At 42.3% G+C, this 15858-nt stretch carries 14 protein-coding genes; 10 read left to right on the top strand and 4 right to left on the bottom strand.

The features are described from left to right. The first annotated feature begins 192 nt into the window (after window positions 1-192). The 4 genes from topA (at window position 193) to E0F88_RS06535 (ending at window position 5187) form a co-directional block, all read left to right on the top strand. Window positions 193-2631 carry a type I DNA topoisomerase gene (gene topA, locus E0F88_RS06550; protein ID WP_131957412.1) on the top strand — a complete coding sequence of 813 codons (2439 nt, stop codon included), beginning with the start codon at window positions 193-195 and terminating at the stop codon, window positions 2629-2631. Window positions 2632-2739: 108 nt separating this feature from the next. After that, window positions 2740-3426, top strand: coding sequence for an SIR2 family NAD-dependent protein deacylase (locus E0F88_RS06545; RefSeq protein WP_131957411.1), 687 nt, complete (start codon window positions 2740-2742; stop codon window positions 3424-3426). A 143-nt stretch (window positions 3427-3569) separates the two neighbouring features. Further along, on the top strand, window positions 3570-4451 hold the full coding sequence (locus E0F88_RS06540; RefSeq protein ID WP_131957410.1) for a bifunctional 5,10-methylenetetrahydrofolate dehydrogenase/5,10-methenyltetrahydrofolate cyclohydrolase: 882 nt from the start codon (window positions 3570-3572) through the stop codon (window positions 4449-4451). 316 nt (window positions 4452-4767) lie between these two features. Next, window positions 4768-5187, top strand: coding sequence for a hypothetical protein (locus E0F88_RS06535; RefSeq protein WP_131957409.1), 420 nt, complete (start codon window positions 4768-4770; stop codon window positions 5185-5187). Between the two features lie 28 nt (window positions 5188-5215). Here the strand turns inward: E0F88_RS06535 and E0F88_RS06530 are convergent, their stop codons facing one another. Continuing rightward, window positions 5216-5788 carry a 2'-5' RNA ligase family protein gene (locus E0F88_RS06530; RefSeq protein ID WP_131957408.1) on the bottom strand — a complete coding sequence of 191 codons (573 nt, stop codon included), beginning with the start codon at window positions 5786-5788 and terminating at the stop codon, window positions 5216-5218. 72 nt (window positions 5789-5860) lie between these two features. Next, window positions 5861-7270, bottom strand: coding sequence for an aldehyde dehydrogenase family protein (locus tag E0F88_RS06525; protein WP_131957407.1), 1410 nt, complete (start codon window positions 7268-7270; stop codon window positions 5861-5863). Between the two features lie 183 nt (window positions 7271-7453). Between E0F88_RS06525 and E0F88_RS06520 the strand changes: the two genes are divergently transcribed. Next, entirely contained in the window at window positions 7454-8518 is a 1065-nt protein-coding gene (locus tag E0F88_RS06520) for a helix-turn-helix transcriptional regulator (RefSeq protein WP_131957406.1), read from the top strand. 1 nt (window position 8519) lies between these two features. Here E0F88_RS06520 and E0F88_RS06515 read toward each other — a convergent pair whose 3' ends face one another. Then, window positions 8520-9296, bottom strand: a complete 777-nt coding sequence (locus tag E0F88_RS06515; protein WP_131957405.1) for a hypothetical protein — start codon at window positions 9294-9296, stop codon at window positions 8520-8522. Then, entirely contained in the window at window positions 9289-10389 is a 1101-nt protein-coding gene (locus E0F88_RS06510; RefSeq protein ID WP_131957404.1) for an AMP-binding protein, read from the bottom strand. Before E0F88_RS06510 ends, E0F88_RS06515 begins: the two co-directional genes overlap by 8 nt. 174 nt (window positions 10390-10563) lie before the next feature. On the opposite strand from E0F88_RS06510, the gene menB reads away from it, so the two are divergent. The 5 genes from menB (at window position 10564) to E0F88_RS06485 (ending at window position 15802) form a co-directional block, all read left to right on the top strand. After that, a complete protein-coding gene (gene menB / locus E0F88_RS06505) occupies window positions 10564-11388 on the top strand; it encodes a 1,4-dihydroxy-2-naphthoyl-CoA synthase (protein ID WP_131957403.1) in 825 nt (274 codons plus the stop codon). A 122-nt stretch (window positions 11389-11510) separates the two neighbouring features. After that, the gene (locus E0F88_RS06500) at window positions 11511-11918 is read left to right on the top strand and encodes an EVE domain-containing protein (protein ID WP_131957402.1); all 408 of its coding nucleotides are present in this window, start codon (window positions 11511-11513) and stop codon (window positions 11916-11918) included. Between the two features lie 49 nt (window positions 11919-11967). Next, window positions 11968-13494 carry a hypothetical protein gene (locus E0F88_RS06495; RefSeq protein ID WP_229213690.1) on the top strand — a complete coding sequence of 509 codons (1527 nt, stop codon included), beginning with the start codon at window positions 11968-11970 and terminating at the stop codon, window positions 13492-13494. Between the two features lie 148 nt (window positions 13495-13642). Next, window positions 13643-14530 (top strand): class I SAM-dependent methyltransferase, encoded by an 888-nt coding sequence (locus E0F88_RS06490; RefSeq protein WP_131957401.1) that lies wholly within the window; start codon window positions 13643-13645, stop codon window positions 14528-14530. 75 nt (window positions 14531-14605) lie between these two features. Next, window positions 14606-15802, top strand: coding sequence for a tetratricopeptide repeat protein (locus E0F88_RS06485; RefSeq protein WP_131957400.1), 1197 nt, complete (start codon window positions 14606-14608; stop codon window positions 15800-15802). Window positions 15803-15858: the final 56 nt, after the last annotated feature.

The following is a 15858-nucleotide window of genomic DNA, read 5'->3' as shown; positions in this document are numbered from 1 at the left end:
ACAACCACCCCTCTTCGTTTTTTGTTCTGATGTTGTGCCAATTATTGAGAATAAATCCCTGAAAATCGGCTCAGAAAAGGCATTAAAAAACAATTTAAAAACTTACCTTTCTCTACATACTTTGATTTTTTGCTTGTTTCTGCCCTATATTTGAGCATCCAAAGTGCTACCCGGTACATTAAATTCAAAATTATGTCTAAAAATCTGGTGATCGTTGAGTCACCGGCGAAGGCCAAAACCATTGAAAGTTATCTAGGCTCAGATTATACTGTGAAGTCAAGTTTCGGACATGTTCGGGACCTGCCTGAGCATGATATGGGCGTTGATGTTGAACATGGTTTTCAACCCTCCTACGAAATCTCAGCCGATAAAGTAAAGGTAATTACGGAACTTAAAAAGCTGGCAAAAGGCGCAGAAGTGTGGCTTGCAACGGATGATGACCGCGAAGGAGAAGCTATTTCATGGCATTTAAAAGAAGCATTGGGACTTCCTGACGATACGAAAAGAATCGTTTTCAGAGAAATTACCAAAACCGCATTGCAAAAAGCAATCTTAAAACCACGTACCATTGACGTGGATCTTGTGGATGCACAGCAGGCGCGGAGGATTCTGGACAGGCTGGTTGGATACGAGCTTTCGCCTGTACTTTGGAAAAAAATAAGAATCGGAAAATCCAATCTTTCTGCGGGAAGGGTGCAATCCGTTGCGGTACGTATCATCGTAGAGCGTGAAAGAGAAATTGAAGCTTTTAACAGCAAGGGAAGCTTTAAGATCACGGCACACTTTGACCTTGGAAACGGGAAAGTACTCAACGCCGAACTTTCCAAAAACTTTGCTGCCGAAAGCGACGCGATGACCTTTTTGGAAAAATGTATCGGCGCTCAGTTTTCGATCAAAAATCTTGAAGTCAAACCTGCTAAAAAAACACCTGCACCCCCATTTACAACTTCTACACTACAACAGGAAGCATCCAGAAAATTAAGTTTTTCGGTTGCGCAAACCATGACAGTTGCCCAGCGTCTTTACGAAGCAGGTAAGATTTCCTACATGCGTACGGATTCTACCAACTTATCGGAAGAAGCACTGGAAAAAGCACAAACTCAGATTGTAAAAGAATACGGTCAGGAATATTATTATAAGAGAATTTTTAAAACCAAAAACGAGTCGGCACAGGAAGCTCACGAAGCCATTCGCCCGACGGATTTTTCTACCTTAAATGGCAGCAGCGACCGCAACGAACAGCGTTTGTATGAGCTGATCTGGAAGAGAGCAATCGCTTCTCAAATGTCAGATGCTCAGCTTGAAAGAACGACTGCAACCATTGCTATTTCAACCACTTCCGAAGAGCTTGTTGCGCAGGGCGAAGTCATCAAATTTGAGGGTTTCCTGAAAGTATATCTGGAATCCAGCGATGATGAGAATGATGAAGAACAAAAAGGGATGCTTCCTCCGCTGAATATCAGCCAGATACTGAATCTTGCGGACATGAAAGCAACGGAACGTTTTACCCGTAACCCGCCACGTTATACGGAAGCGAGTCTGGTAAAAAAACTCGAAGAAATGGGCATCGGACGCCCGTCTACCTACGCGCCAACGATCTCAACTATATTAAGAAGAGAGTACGTGGTTAAAGAAGACCGTCTGGGAATTGACAGAGAATTCCGTGAAATGATTCTCACAAACAATAAAATTGAAAGTAAGGTAAACAAGGAAACCTACGGTTCGGAGAAATCAAAGCTGTTCCCGACAAGCACCGGAATGGTCGTTAACGACTTTCTTGTCAATAACTTTGAGGACATTGTAAATTACTCATTTACAGCCAAAGTAGAAAAAGATTTTGACCATATTGCCGATGGCACTTTGGCCTGGCAGCAGATGATAAAAAGCTTTTACACGCCTTTTCAACAGAAACTAACGCAAGTTAAAGAACAGGAAATTGACCGGACTCTTACTTCCAGGGATTTGGGTGAAGATCCGACTTCAGGCAAAAAAATCTCTGTTCGCATAGGAAAATACGGCCCTTACGTACAGATCGGTGATGCCGAAGATGAGGACAAACCGAAGTTTGCCAGCCTGATGAAAGGTCAGCTGATGGAAACGATCAAACTCGAAGAAGCGCTCGAACTGTTCAAATTGCCAAGAACAGTTGGTCTTTTCGAAGAGTCTGAAATGATCGTCAACATTGGAAAATTTGGTCCTTATGTAAAACATGGCGGCAAATACTATTCGCTTACGAAAGATGACGACCCGATGGCCGTTACTGAGGAACGCCTGATCGAAATTATCGAAGATAAAAGAGTCATAGAAAGCAATCGTACAATAAAAGAATTTGCTGAAAATGAAAACGCAAAAGTTCTCAATGGCCGTTACGGACCCTACGTTGCTTTTGAAAAACGAAATCTAAAAATACCAAAAGGAACAGAGCCCGCCAGTCTGACCTACGACGACGTATTGAAAATGGCGGCCGAACAACCAGAAAAACCAGCTGGCCGTGGTTTCAAAAAAGCCGCTCCGCGAGCCGCCGCTCCGCGAGCCGCCGCTCCAAAAGCAGCAGCTCCGAAAAAAGAAGCGGCTCCTAAAAAGGCGGCAGCAAAAAAACCGGCGGCCAAGAAGGTTGCAAAGAAAAGTTAAATAAGAAGGTTATCACTGAAGAAGAGATAAAAGAACGCAAAGGACGAAATTGATCTTTGCGTTCTTTGTGTAAAACTTCTCTACTTTGCGTGAAAATAAGTGGACAAAATGAAAAAACTTGTTGTTCTTACCGGTGCAGGTATCAGTGCTGAAAGCGGCATCAGTACCTTTCGTGACAACGGCGGCCTTTGGGATAATTACAGAATTGAAGACGTGGCAACACCAGAAGCATGGGCACGTAATCAGGAGTTGGTTTTGGATTTTTACAACCAAAGAAGAAAGCAGGCTGAGTCTGTAAAACCTAATGCTGCACATTATGCTCTTGTAGAGCTCGAAAAGAACTTTGAAGTAACAGTTATCACCCAAAACGTCGACAACCTGCACGAGATTGCCGGCTCCTGCAATGTAGTTCACCTGCATGGAGAGCTTTTCAAATCGAGAAGCACCAAAAATCCCGATCTTGTTTATGAGATGAAATCCTGGGAGCTTAAAACCGGAGATCTTTGTGAGCTCGGCAGCCAGCTTCGTCCGCACATTGTATGGTTTGGAGAAGAAGTGCCGATGATGGAAACCGCTGTTGAAATTACCGAAGAAGCTGATATATTTGTCGTAGTAGGAACATCCCTGGCCGTTTATCCCGCTGCAGGATTGGTTCATTATGTGGACCGGAACAAACCTATTTTCCTGATTGATCCCGCAAGACCTGATATCAAGCTCAAAGACAACATGACTTTTATCCAGGAAAAAGCGACGGTGGGGATGGGAATGCTTATGGCGGAACTGAAGAAAATATAACGCCAGGTACGATCAGTTAAAAGGTCAGGGATTGTCATTTGTTGCAAGTAAGTCTTAACCTTACTAACCAGACCAAAAATGACTACTCCTTACTTTAAATGACCACCACTTGACAAATAAATTAACAACATAGCAATATACTGATGCAATTACTTGACGGGAAAGCCATTTCTTCCCAAATCAAATCTGAAATAAAAATTGAGGTAGAAAACTGGATTGCTGCCGGTGGAAAAAAACCGCATTTGGCTGCCATTTTGGTTGGACAAGACGGAGCCAGCGAAACATATGTAGCTTCAAAAATCCGCAGCTGCGAAGAAATAGGTTTTACCTCGACGCTTGTAAAATTTGAAGCGGACATTACAGAGGAAAAGTTGCTTGAAGCCGTTGCCTCGTTAAACAATGATGCTGACGTAGACGGATTTATCGTCCAGCTTCCGCTTCCGAAACATATTTCAGAAAACACCGTTATGGAGGCTGTTGATCCCAAAAAGGACGTTGACGGATTTCACCCGATTAATGTGGGAAGAATGTGTAAAGGACTGCCCGCCTATATTTCGGCTACCCCATTCGGAATTCTCGAAATGCTGATCCGAGCCGGAATTGAAACCAGTGGAAAACACTGCGTAGTTATTGGCCGCAGCCAGATCGTGGGTTTGCCGATGAGCATATTGATGCAGCGTAACGAATATCCCGGAAACTGCACGGTGACTATTACGCACAGCAAAACCAAAAACCTGAAAGAGGTTTGCCAAACCGCAGATATTCTGATCGTGGCCCTGGGTCGTCCTGAATTTGTAACAGCTGATTACATCAAGGAAGGAGCAGTAGTTATCGACGTCGGTATCAGCCGCGTTGCTGACGCTACCAAAAAAAGTGGATTTGCCATTAAAGGCGATGTCAATTTTGCAGACGTAGCGCCTAAAAGCAGCTTTATTACGCCAGTTCCTGGTGGTGTTGGCTTGATGACAATCTGTGGTTTGCTGACGAATACACTGAAAGCAGCACGGAAGGAGATTTATAAATGAGAATTTAATAGCTTATAGCAGTAATTCCCTGTTGAACTTACTTTTTCACGAAGTGAGTTTGGCGGGGAATTTTTTTTAACTGTTGATTTACTTCTCAGAAGACCAAAGTTTAAACAACGGAATTGAGTTTGAAAATCTATTCAAAAAAGGTTAAATTTAATCAAGTCAACTAATGCCACGCACACTAAATTTCACGACACTCATAATCTTCGTACTCATCAGTCTTGCAACTGTTGGACAATCTATTGATACAGCCGTTGTGTCAATTCCAATGGTTCGGTCTGATTCATAACCTCTGTCAAAAATCCCCTCAGAAGTGGTATACAAGGATGAAATTTCACCTTTATTTGGTCTTTTTGAAATTATACTGGTTGGCGCTATTGGAATGGGTATTGGCGCTGGTATGTTGATAGCTATCTTGGCTTTTCTGACAGTAATGGGAGTCATTTCCACCGGGGTAATTTCCAGCGCAATTATTGTTGGATACTATGAAAAATCGCTCACAAAGGCACTCCGAACCATTGTCATTTTGAGTTTTACAATAGCCGGTCCTGTAATTGGAACAATAATTCCGTGGATCGTGATTGAAATTCTTGATATACCAAATATGCAAATCCTCATTATAATTGGCGCAGTTTGCGGCCTAATAATTGGATACGGTTTGGGACACTTAGCATTGTGGTTTTTAAAATTCGTAATTCTCTATTTTAAACGGAAGTTAAATATTAACTACTAAATTATCTTTTAGAAAAGTTGCCTTGTTGTTACAACCCAAACTCCACTACCCCGATATTTACATAAGCACCTTTCTCTCCGATACGTTTTTTTAAAACTGCTACACTGCTGCAAACACAGCTTTGGGGATAAACTACTTCGGGGTTTTGTAAAGCGTCAAAAAGTTCGCGGTTTACGTATCGGGCCAGTGTCAGGTGCAGATTTAGTTTGGTAATTTTCCCGCCAACAGCAGTCATAAAAAGACTATTAAAATCCAGCACAGGCTTAGGATATTGTATACCAAGCTTTAAAGTAATCCCACCCCTGCCCGGAAAATATCCGACTTCACTGAATTCAACATTCAGATGGCATTGTGTTGAAAGAAATGTTTTAATGTCATTCATAACCTTTTCATCATTCTCGGGGCAGGTAATTCCGTCGATTGAAATATGCGGCATTTTCGTGAACTGAGATTGTTTTAAACCGAAATCTTTTATTAAAATCCGGTTTAAAAATTCGATCTCCTTTAACGTTTCCGGATCGGGCAGCAGTACCGGGTAATATTCGCAGCGGATTGTAGGCGCACCAAATAATTCGATCTGATTTTCCCGTGTTAATGTCATTTAAATATAATTTTATAAAAAATAAAAAATCAATTCCTACTCCCATTTCTCCCACTCTAGTTTCCTCCAAGCTTAAAGATATCGCAATCCTTTACGAAGCCATGAAACAAACCTGTCCGAGTAAGGAGGATAAAGAAACTTCATCGTTCCAAATCTCCTTCGCATCACACCTTTTGCATTTGAGAATTCTTTAAATCCGAAAAAACCGTTTGACTTACCAATTCCGCTGGTATTAACACCTCCAAAAGGCAATTCCGGATTACCAAATTGTGTCAGGACTTCATTAACTAAAGCATTCCCCGAGCTGCTGTTCTGTAAGATAGAATCAATATTTTTCCTGTTGTCGGAATGTATGTAAAGTGCAAGTGGTTTCGACTTACTGTTTACATAATCAATCGCTTCGCTTAGTTCTGAGTAGGACATTACCGGTAATATCGGACCAAATATTTCTTCCTTCATAACCTTCATTGAATCACTTACATTAGACAGAATCGCTGGCGGAAAATAGCGTGTTTTATCATTTGCTATACCTTCTGTTTCCAGTAATGCCCCTTTTTCCAGCGCATCGTCCAAATAAGTTAGTAAACGCTCAAATTGCTTTTCATTTACAATCCTGGCGTAATCCCGCGAATTTTCGATCCCTTTTTCCTGCGGGTCATACATCGAAATAATCGCTTCTTTCATTCCAGCTATAAGTTTTTCTTTAACGGATTCATGCACGAGAATATAGTCCGGAGCGATGCAGGTTTGTCCGTTGTTAAAAAATTTCGCCCAGCAAATACGTCTGGCGGTAGCAGCGATATTAGCTGTTTCGTCGACAATCGAGGGAGACTTCCCGCCCAGCTCCAATGTTACCGAAGCAAGATTCTCAGCCGCCGCCTTCATGACAAGTTTACCAACGGCCGGACTTCCTGTAAAAAAGATGTGGTTAAAAGGGAGCCTTAATAACCCGGAAGCGGTATCCGCATCGCCCAAAATTACCGCGACTTCATCGGCATCAAACACATTTTCAACAACTTGTTTTACAAAAACAGAAGCATGAGGTGTAAGCTCAGAGGGCTTTATCATAGCAGGGCACCCGGCAGACACGGCAGATACCAATGGCTTCAATGCCAGCGCAATCGGATAATTCCATGGAGAAATAATCAGCGAACAGCCCTTTGGTTCATAATGAATTAGAGACGAAGTTCCAATCATGCTAATAGTTGCCGGAACGCGTTCAGGCTGCATCCACCGTTTGAGATTTTTTATGCTAAAATTGATTTCGCTGATCAGTACCATCAGCTCACCGATAATTGTTTCCGCGGCAGGTTTCCCAAAATCCAGATGAGTCGCTTCGCAGGCTTCATCAATGTGTGAAAGCAGATATTCTCTTAATTTTTTTAGCTTGGCAATTCTTTCCTGCGGCCCGGATTGGGCAATCCTTCGTTGATTCTTACGTTGTTTAGTAAAAATGTTTAGCAACTCATCGGAGTTAGTCATACAGGATTAGGTTTCGGTTTTTGTGGACTTATTCGCCCATTCGGTTTCACTGGCTATTGAAGCGGTTTATTTTTCTTTTTAAAAGGATAATGGCAGTAAAAGTATTCCTTAAATATGCAGAATTTGTTTTTTACTAAAAAATTTGTCAATTAGTCCGTAACTTTCCCGAAACGGCTGTTTATCATGAGTATCGTAAGCAACAACATCAAATATCTTCGCAGGCTGAACGGCCTGACACAGGAACAGTTTGCACGAAAAATTGCGATAAAAAGATCTCTTCTCGGTGCTTATGAAGAAGCGCGCGCCAATCCAAATCTAACCAATTTGAAAAACATGGCCGCTGCTTTTGGCATCAGCGTGGACAATTTACTAAAAAATGATCTAAGGAAATTAAGGGAAACGCCGGATATGTCGCTTCCTTTGAATGCGTCACGGCAAATGACGGTATCCCATTCCGGATCCACCTCTGCTCCGGCCCCCGCACGCATGCCTACGTACGCAGAGCCTCAGCCGCTTTCTAAAATTGTGGAGAAGTTCCAGCAGCCAAAACAGGAAATAAGAATGGTTTCGCGCCAGGTTAACCTGAAGCCTGTAAGCGGAGAAGCTCCGTTGCCTGCTGCCACTGCTCAGCCAACTGTCCAAAAATCTGCCCCAAACAATCCGTATGCAACCAGCAACGTTCAGTCCAATTCATACCCAACTCAGCAATTACCGGTTTTTAACAATCAATATGAAGGTAGTGCATTAACGCATAGGCCGAATGTACCGGCAACAAACTATCCGACGATTCAGTGGGTTGCACAAAATCAGAGTAAAGAATATCTGGCGCATTATCAGAATCCTGCTTTTTTAACTCAACTCCCTTTATTTCAATTACCGAATTTACCATCAGGTTATTACCGCGCTTTTGAAAGCGGAGCAGATTTTATATATCCTGGCTCACTGCTGGTGGGCACATTTGTACGTAACTGGTATGAAATTCAGAACGGCAGTCCTTATATTTTTGTGCTTCGTAATCAGGGATTTCTTTACCGGAGAGCCTTTAATCAGGTTAAGGAAAAAGGCTTACTGCTGCTAAATTCGGATATTTCGGGAATACCGGATATTCAAATTCCGCTGCATGATGTCCTTGAAGTATGGGATATAAAAGCTTTTGTCAGTCTGCGCATGCCCGCGCCAATGCCATCCATTGAGCGGATGGGACAATTGGTCGACGAGATGTATAAGGAATTAAATCAGCTCGGTTAAATCAGCCTTTTGAAAGCGACCCAAACAGTGATTCGATTTTAGCAAGTTCTTTGCTTTTAGCAGAAGGTTCTACCACGGCAATTCCAAGCTGATACCAAAGCCCGTCTCCTGCGGTAATATAACTGCCATTTTTGGATGGTTTCTTTTCAGACGCATTGTCCTCAATAAATTCGGCCTTGTAAACCGTATCCATCACTTTCTGAAGTTGTGTCCAGTTAAGGCTTTCAGGTGCATTGCCGTCTTTTACTACGGTAAAGGATTTATTAGCAAATGAAGCTTTCAGCTCAACTAGTTTTGATGTACCTTCTGAAATATTAAGATAAGTTAACTCAAAAGGTTTTTCTCTGCCTCCTGATTCGAAAATTGCCTGCATAAACTCCTGAAGAAAATATGACCAGCGCTCCTTGTCAACAGGATATACGGTTACATCTTTCTCATTTTCTTCCAGTTCAATCTCTATAAAATCTTCAAATTCCTTTTCTTCCCGCTGTCTGATGATTTTTGAAGAAGCAAAAATGTTTTGAAATTCTTTTGTCCAAATGGCAGGTACCGAACCTTTCCATTTGTAATCATCATCCAAAGTAAAACCTTCGTCCAGGATTTCATCCTCATCAATTTCGTCCCGATCCGTGTAGGAAATCGAAAAATCTACATCCAGTTCTGTTTCTGAAAGGATATTCAGTGTTAATGTGTAATAATGCGAAAACGGCGCGGGAACAACGGGTGCCGACTGGTAACGAACAATATATTTACCGGGAATCTGAATATTTTTATCCATTGATTGATGTGAAAAGCATTTCTGCTGTGCGACGTTTATCTATTTTATCCGTCTGGGTTTTAAAAAACTTATTTGCAAAGTAAACATGTTTTGGTGTTTGATAAACCGAAACTGCCTTTCTTATTTCTTCAAGAAGCTTTTGTTCTGCAAAGTTTTTACCTGTTTTTTCAACAATCAGGATCAGTTTCTGTCCCAATTTTTCGTCCGGCTGATACCAGCAATAAAAGGTTGCCTTATAATTTAATTCGTAGAAAACCTTGGCGATCTGTTCATCTACACGATCCAAAATAATTTTCACACCTCCGGAATTAATTACATTGTCGATCCTTCCAAGCCATTTAAAAGCCGATTCACCGGTAAGTTCAATAAGGTCATTGGTCTGAATTTTTTCAAAATTTGTCATCGGGCCTGAAACATACAGACAGCCGCGGCTGTCAATCCCGGCATTAACTTCCGGTAAAAAACTATATTCATCTTTGATATCCGATCCGTTTAATCTTTTCAGCGCCACATGAGAGACCGTTTCAGTCATTCCGTAGCTCTGATAAACCGGATTGTCCATTGTCGATATTTTTTCAGCCAATGCAATTCCAACAGGAGCGCCGCCAAGTAATATTTTACCAAAACTATTAACCCTGCCGAAGGTTTGATTATCTTTAAGAGCAGCAGTCAGCTGCATGGGCACCAACGCAGTGAAGTCAAATTGTTTACTTTCGCCGAGTACTAAAAGCGGATTGGAAACCGGCTCAACAATAGTCAAATCCCAGTTCAGTTCCATGCCTCTTACAAGCATCATCAATCCCGCAACATATTCAACATTTAAAGCCACCAGCGCCTTTGTGCCGGGTCTTAAATCCAGAGCCTTTCCCGTCATTGCGGCGCTGCTGCTCAGCTGTTTTCTTGTAACGCGAATGATTTTAGGTGTCCCGGTTGAGCCTGATGTCTGTAATTCGAATTGCTCTTTGCCGCTTAACCATAGCTGAATAAAATCAAATGCCTTTGCAAAGTATGGCTGTAACGGACGTGACTGCTTTTGTAGCAGTTCTTTATTCGTATACCAATTGCTGTCGAATGCGGATTCTTCCTGCTTCATTTTGTGTTATTCATCGTAACCAAACCGAAAGTTATTGATTCCTTTTTGAAGGAAAGGTAAACAATCTGTAATTTCGGGGATTAAAACATAAAGTGGGTCGTCCGATACTGTTATCACAGATAAGTGTCCAGGACTGATTCACTCATTAATAAAATCATTCATTCATTGCTCTATATGTCCAGTTCAGTTCAATGGGAAACCATTAAGGAATACGAAGAAATTCTGTTTTCAATTCACGAGGGAATCGCTAAAATCAGTATCAACCGTCCGCATAAGCACAACGCGTTCACGCCGAAAACGGTTGATGAAATGATTAACGCCATGCACATATGTCGTGAAGATCCACAGATTGAAGTCATTATTTTAACAGGAGAAGGCGGCAAGGCATTTTGCTCAGGCGGCGATCAGTCGGTTCGCGGAGATGGCGGATACATCGGTGACGACCACGTTCCGAGATTAAACGTACTCGATCTGCAAAAAATGATCCGGTCTATCCCCAAAGCAGTTATCGCCATGGTTGCCGGATGGGCAATTGGCGGCGGACACGTCCTTCATGTGATTTGTGACTTATCCATCGCTGCTGAAAATGCGCGTTTTGGACAAACCGGACCGAAAGTAGGAAGCTTTGACGGCGGTTTTGGTGCTTCTTACCTTGCCCGGGTTGTAGGACAGAAAAAAGCGCGGGAAATCTGGTTCCTTTGCGATCAGTACGATGCGCAGGAAGCTTTGCAGATGGGATTGGTTAATAAAGTTGTTCCTTTGGAAGATCTTGAGACAACGACGATAGCCTGGTGTAAAAAAATTCAGGAAAAAAGTCCGCTGTCCATCCGTATGCTGAAAAGCTCGTTCAATGCAGAACTTGACGGTCAGGCGGGTATTCAGGAACTTGCGGGAAACGCAACACTTCTTTACTACTTAAGCGAAGAGGCCAAAGAAGGAAAAAATGCATTCATCGAAAAACGCCAGCCGGATTTCAGCAAGTTTACCAAGTTTCCGTGAGGAGAATTAAAAATTAATAGTGAAGAATGAAGAATAAATTGAAGTGATATCCAACTGCTTTCTATTCTTTTTCCTTTATCAAATTATTTTTCATTCTTGATTCAAAACTCTTAATTAATACTATGAATTATTGGCTTATAAAATCTGAACCTGATACTTATTCATGGGATGACTTCGTCAAAGAAGGAAAATCGATGTGGGATGGTGTTCGTAACCATACTGCACGACTAAATATGATGGCGATGAAAGAAGGCGATCTCGCCCTTTTTTATCATAGTAATGAAGGAAAAGAGATTGTCGGTCTGGCTAAGGTTGTAAAAGAACATTATCCTGATCCTACGGCAGACGATCCGAGATGGGTGGTCGTTAACTTTGTTCCGGTAGAAAAATTTCCGAAACCGGTAACGCTCAAACAGATCAAGGCAGACAAAAGATTTGAAGACATGGCGCTTGTCCGTTTATCACGCTTATCTGTCGGGCCGGTTAAACCAATGGAGTTTGATTTTATTATGCAATTGGCACATGATTAAAGGACCTCGCCCTTTTTCGCTGAATACATTGTTGTTTTTGACTTTGCTAATGGCAACTTTTTCCGCCACAGCGCAAAGCGTAAAACGGATAGAACTTCCTTTGGCCGGAAACAATACAACTTACCAGGCAATGCCGTTAGGTGAAAAAGGCGTTTTACTTATTTCAAAACCAGATAAGGGCACTTTTAATGTTCAGAAGTTTGATGCCAATCTGGAAAAGATATGGTCAATTGACGGGCCCGTGGAGGATAACCTGGATTACATCGCATCCTCCTACGACGGACAGTCTGTTTTTTTATTGTTCAGCAAATACCGAAGCTCTCTTTACCAGATCGTGAAAGTAAATGTCGGTCCTGGCTTTGTAGAAACTTTCACGATCAACACGATTGACCGGTTTGAGATAACCGACTTTAAAACATTAGGTTATTCGGTGTTTATGGCAGGCATGGTTCGCAATGAACCGGTGCTGATCCATACTTTACTTACAACGTCACAAACCAGAATACTGCCAACCGCCATCAAAGGCTCAAACGCAATTCAGACCGTTGAAGTGGATACGGTTAACCATTTGGTGAATGTATGTTTTGCAGTAAAAAAAGGCAGACAGACAAAAATCGTGGCACGTGCATACGAAGAAACAGGTGAACTTTACACGCAGGTTTCGATTGATCCCGAGGATGATTTCTCCTTACTCAGCGGCCGTTTACAGGTTTTGAATGATTCGGTAAGGATGGTTATCGGAACCTATGGCTATCGGAACATGCAAAGTTCCAGCACTGCTGCATCCCAGGGTTTATACATCAGCAAAGTTGTTAACAATGATGTGGTGTTTACCCAGTATCATAGTTTTACCGACTTCAAGAATTTCTTTAATTATATGAATGAACGCCAGCAGGAAAAGATGGAAAAGCGTATTCGTAAAAAGAAGGAAAGCGGTGATGATGTGAAACTAAGCTACCGGCTTTTGGTCCATGACATTGTGCCAAAAGGAAATAACTTTCTGCTGGTGGCAGAGGTGTTTTATCCTGAGTACCGATATCAAAATCCTAACATGATGGGCGGCTTAGGCTATGGCGGCATGATGGGATATCCCTTCGGAATGGGACTTTACAACCCATACCTCTGGAACCCGATGTACGGCGGAAGCAGAGGATACAACCAGCAGATTTTTGATGGCTTTACCTACACGCACGCTATTCTTGCAGATGTAGATCAAAACGGAAAACTGCTTTGGGATAACAGTATCAGCTTTGATAATGTCAAAAGCTTGGAGCTGCGTCAAAAAATCAAAGTTCAGGATGCTGCAAACGGCAATACACAACTTGTTTACAGCCATGACGGAGCGATCAGAAGCAAAATCATCAAAGGCAGCCAGGTGATAGACAACGACAAGGTCATTCCGAACGGTACCAATGTAGAGGGCGACAAAGTCCGTAAGACAAGCACCGACGATATTGATTACTGGTACGGTAACTTTTATTTAGCCTGGGGCGAGCAGCGTATTGTCAATGCTGCCGGTGACCCGCAAACAAGGGGCCGTCGCAATGTTTTTTACTTAAATAAAATAGCTTTTTAGCAGTCGGTGACCAACTGTGAGCGACCAGCTGTGAGCGACTAGCTGTGAGCGACCAACTGTGAGCGACTAGCTGTGAGCGACCAGCTTTTGGCTCGCTTTTGTTTGGTTACCCTTCTCTAAATTTTTTATTGCTTAACCACTTATTTGAATGCTCTTACTTTCCCCCGACCAACATACCGATTATCAGCTGATAGATTCAGGAGGCTTCGAGAAACTTGAACGTTTTGGTCAGTATATATTATCCCGTCCCGAGCCACAGGCCATTTGGGATAAATCCCTGTCTTCACAGGAATGGGAAAAACAGGCACATGCTACTTTTAAACGTGATAAAAATTCACAGGAAAAAGGCCAATGGATCTCAAAACCGGAAATGCCGGATAAATGGGTTTTTCAGTACCGTACAAACGCTTTGCACTTAAGAGCAAAACTGGCTTTGTCCTCGTTCAAACATGTCGGTATTTTCCCCGAGCAGGCTACAAACTGGGATTATATTGCTAAAAAGCTAAAACAGATTCCGGAAGATAAACCAAACGTACTTAACCTGTTTGCCTACACCGGCCTGGCTTCCATTGCCGCAAAAGTTTCAGGTGCAGACATAACACATGTTGATTCGGTAAAACAGGTGATCAACTGGTCGCGCGAGAACATGGAACTGACAGGCGTTGATAATATCCGCTGGGTCGTCGAAGATGCGCTGAAATTTGTACAGCGGGAAGTGCGCCGTGGAAACCAGTACAATGGCATTATACTGGATCCGCCAGCTTACGGACGCGGTCCGGACGGTGAAAAATGGCTTTTGGAAGAAAACCTGAATGAAATCCTGAGACTGTGTGCACTTCTACTCAAAAAGAAAAACTTCTTTTTTATCATCAATTTATACTCGCTGGGTTTCTCCGCACTAATTGTCGAAAACCTGATTAAAGCACATTTCGGAGATCAGATTCACCACGAATTCGGCGAATTGTTTATTCCCGATACATTTGGTAAGAAGCTGCCGCTTGGAGTATTTTCCCGATTTTCGGATCAAAATGTTTAAATTAAATATAGTTTGTTCAATTTTGTATTCTGACTGAGGCAGCAAAAAGAAAGTTAACTGACTCATTGGCTTTACATGCGTATCAAAAGCATTTTATATTCTTCAATCTGGATTCTGACATTGGTTTCGATGTTGGCGTTAGAATCGTGTCAAAGCGATGCAAGAAATAGTACCCGCATACCTCCCGTGATCAAAAAGTCCAAAGCACAGTGGGAAAAGGATGCACTTCTGTCCCTGTCGGATCTTATTTCACGCAGTATCGATCTGGATGTAAATTACTTTAAAAGGGCGCGTATCTATTTTGACCAGGAACAATACAGACCGGCCCTGGAAGATATCAACGAAGCAATTGACGAACAGGAGAACGTTGGAGAGTATTTTTTACTAAGGGGTAAAGTATACCGTGAACTTGGAGAGCTGGATAAAGGTCTGGAAGATGCAGAGCGTGCGGAAGCTTTGCAACAGGGAAGTCCGGAACTTTATGTCTTACTGGCAGATCTTCTGCAGGCAAAGGGGAGATTTCGCGAGGCCAGCCGCTATCTTTCTCACGCCATGAAACTGGCTCCTTACGATGCATCCGCCTATTATGTGAAAGGAATGCTGGAAGCGCGGCAGGGCGATTCGCTGGCTAGTCTTTCCAGTTTGAATTATGCGATGGTCAACAATCCACGCATGCTTCGGGCGTATATTCAGAGCACCATTATTAACAGAAGATTAAACAATTTTGGGCAGGCAATTGTGATCAATAACCGGGCAATTCAACGATTCAAAAATATCCCGGAACTCTATTACGAGAGAGGTGAAATTTACAATGTTCTTGCCAAACCTGATACAGCTGTCATTTATTACCAAATGGCATTTAAAGTAAATCCAAACTATACCGAGGCAATTATTAAACTGGCGAATATCGAGCTTTACCGTGGACATTATTATCAGGCGTTAGTTGCTTTTCAGCAACTACAGAAAACGAGCCCCCAGTATCCCGGCATCAATAATCTGCTTGGTTTTTGTTATGAAAAACTGGGTGATTATACCAAGGCCAGAGAATACTACACTGTTGCGCTGACCATGAATCCGGATGACAGGCCCGCTCATAATGGTATGTGGCGTATGAGGAGAAATGAGATGGCCGGGAGTCAGTTTCCCTCCGAAGAAGGCAACGGAGATGAATACCGGTCATTGGATTCAGCACGTGTAAAAATCAATATGATACAACCGCGTAAAACCATAAATATGCAGGTGGATTCGTCACGAAAAGCTAAAATTCAATAGATTTGTGAGTTCTCGTTTTTGAACAACTCAATATTCGGACGAAAACCAGGATTTTT

This window comes from Dyadobacter psychrotolerans (assembly GCF_004349265.1).
In the GTDB taxonomy this organism is placed as follows: domain Bacteria; phylum Bacteroidota; class Bacteroidia; order Cytophagales; family Spirosomataceae; genus Dyadobacter; species Dyadobacter psychrotolerans.
The sequence above is the reverse complement of the archived record's forward strand: the minus strand, read 5'-3'. Positions and strand labels throughout refer to the sequence as shown.

Coding starts and splice junctions, on each gene's coding strand:
- topA (WP_131957412.1), top strand. CDS start 193: ATGTCTAAAAATCTGGTGATCGTTGAGTCACCGGCGAAGGCCAAAACC.
- E0F88_RS06545 (WP_131957411.1), top strand. CDS start 2,740: ATGAAAAAACTTGTTGTTCTTACCGGTGCAGGTATCAGTGCTGAAAGC.
- E0F88_RS06540 (WP_131957410.1), top strand. CDS start 3,570: ATGCAATTACTTGACGGGAAAGCCATTTCTTCCCAAATCAAATCTGAA.
- E0F88_RS06530 (WP_131957408.1), bottom strand. CDS start 5,788: ATGACATTAACACGGGAAAATCAGATCGAATTATTTGGTGCGCCTACA.
- E0F88_RS06525 (WP_131957407.1), bottom strand. CDS start 7,270: ATGACTAACTCCGATGAGTTGCTAAACATTTTTACTAAACAACGTAAG.
- E0F88_RS06520 (WP_131957406.1), top strand. CDS start 7,454: ATGAGTATCGTAAGCAACAACATCAAATATCTTCGCAGGCTGAACGGC.
- E0F88_RS06515 (WP_131957405.1), bottom strand. CDS start 9,296: ATGGATAAAAATATTCAGATTCCCGGTAAATATATTGTTCGTTACCAG.
- E0F88_RS06510 (WP_131957404.1), bottom strand. CDS start 10,389: ATGAAGCAGGAAGAATCCGCATTCGACAGCAATTGGTATACGAATAAA.
- menB (WP_131957403.1), top strand. CDS start 10,564: ATGTCCAGTTCAGTTCAATGGGAAACCATTAAGGAATACGAAGAAATT.
- E0F88_RS06500 (WP_131957402.1), top strand. CDS start 11,511: ATGAATTATTGGCTTATAAAATCTGAACCTGATACTTATTCATGGGAT.
- E0F88_RS06495 (WP_229213690.1), top strand. CDS start 11,968: ATGGCAACTTTTTCCGCCACAGCGCAAAGCGTAAAACGGATAGAACTT.
- E0F88_RS06490 (WP_131957401.1), top strand. CDS start 13,643: ATGCTCTTACTTTCCCCCGACCAACATACCGATTATCAGCTGATAGAT.
- E0F88_RS06485 (WP_131957400.1), top strand. CDS start 14,606: ATGCGTATCAAAAGCATTTTATATTCTTCAATCTGGATTCTGACATTG.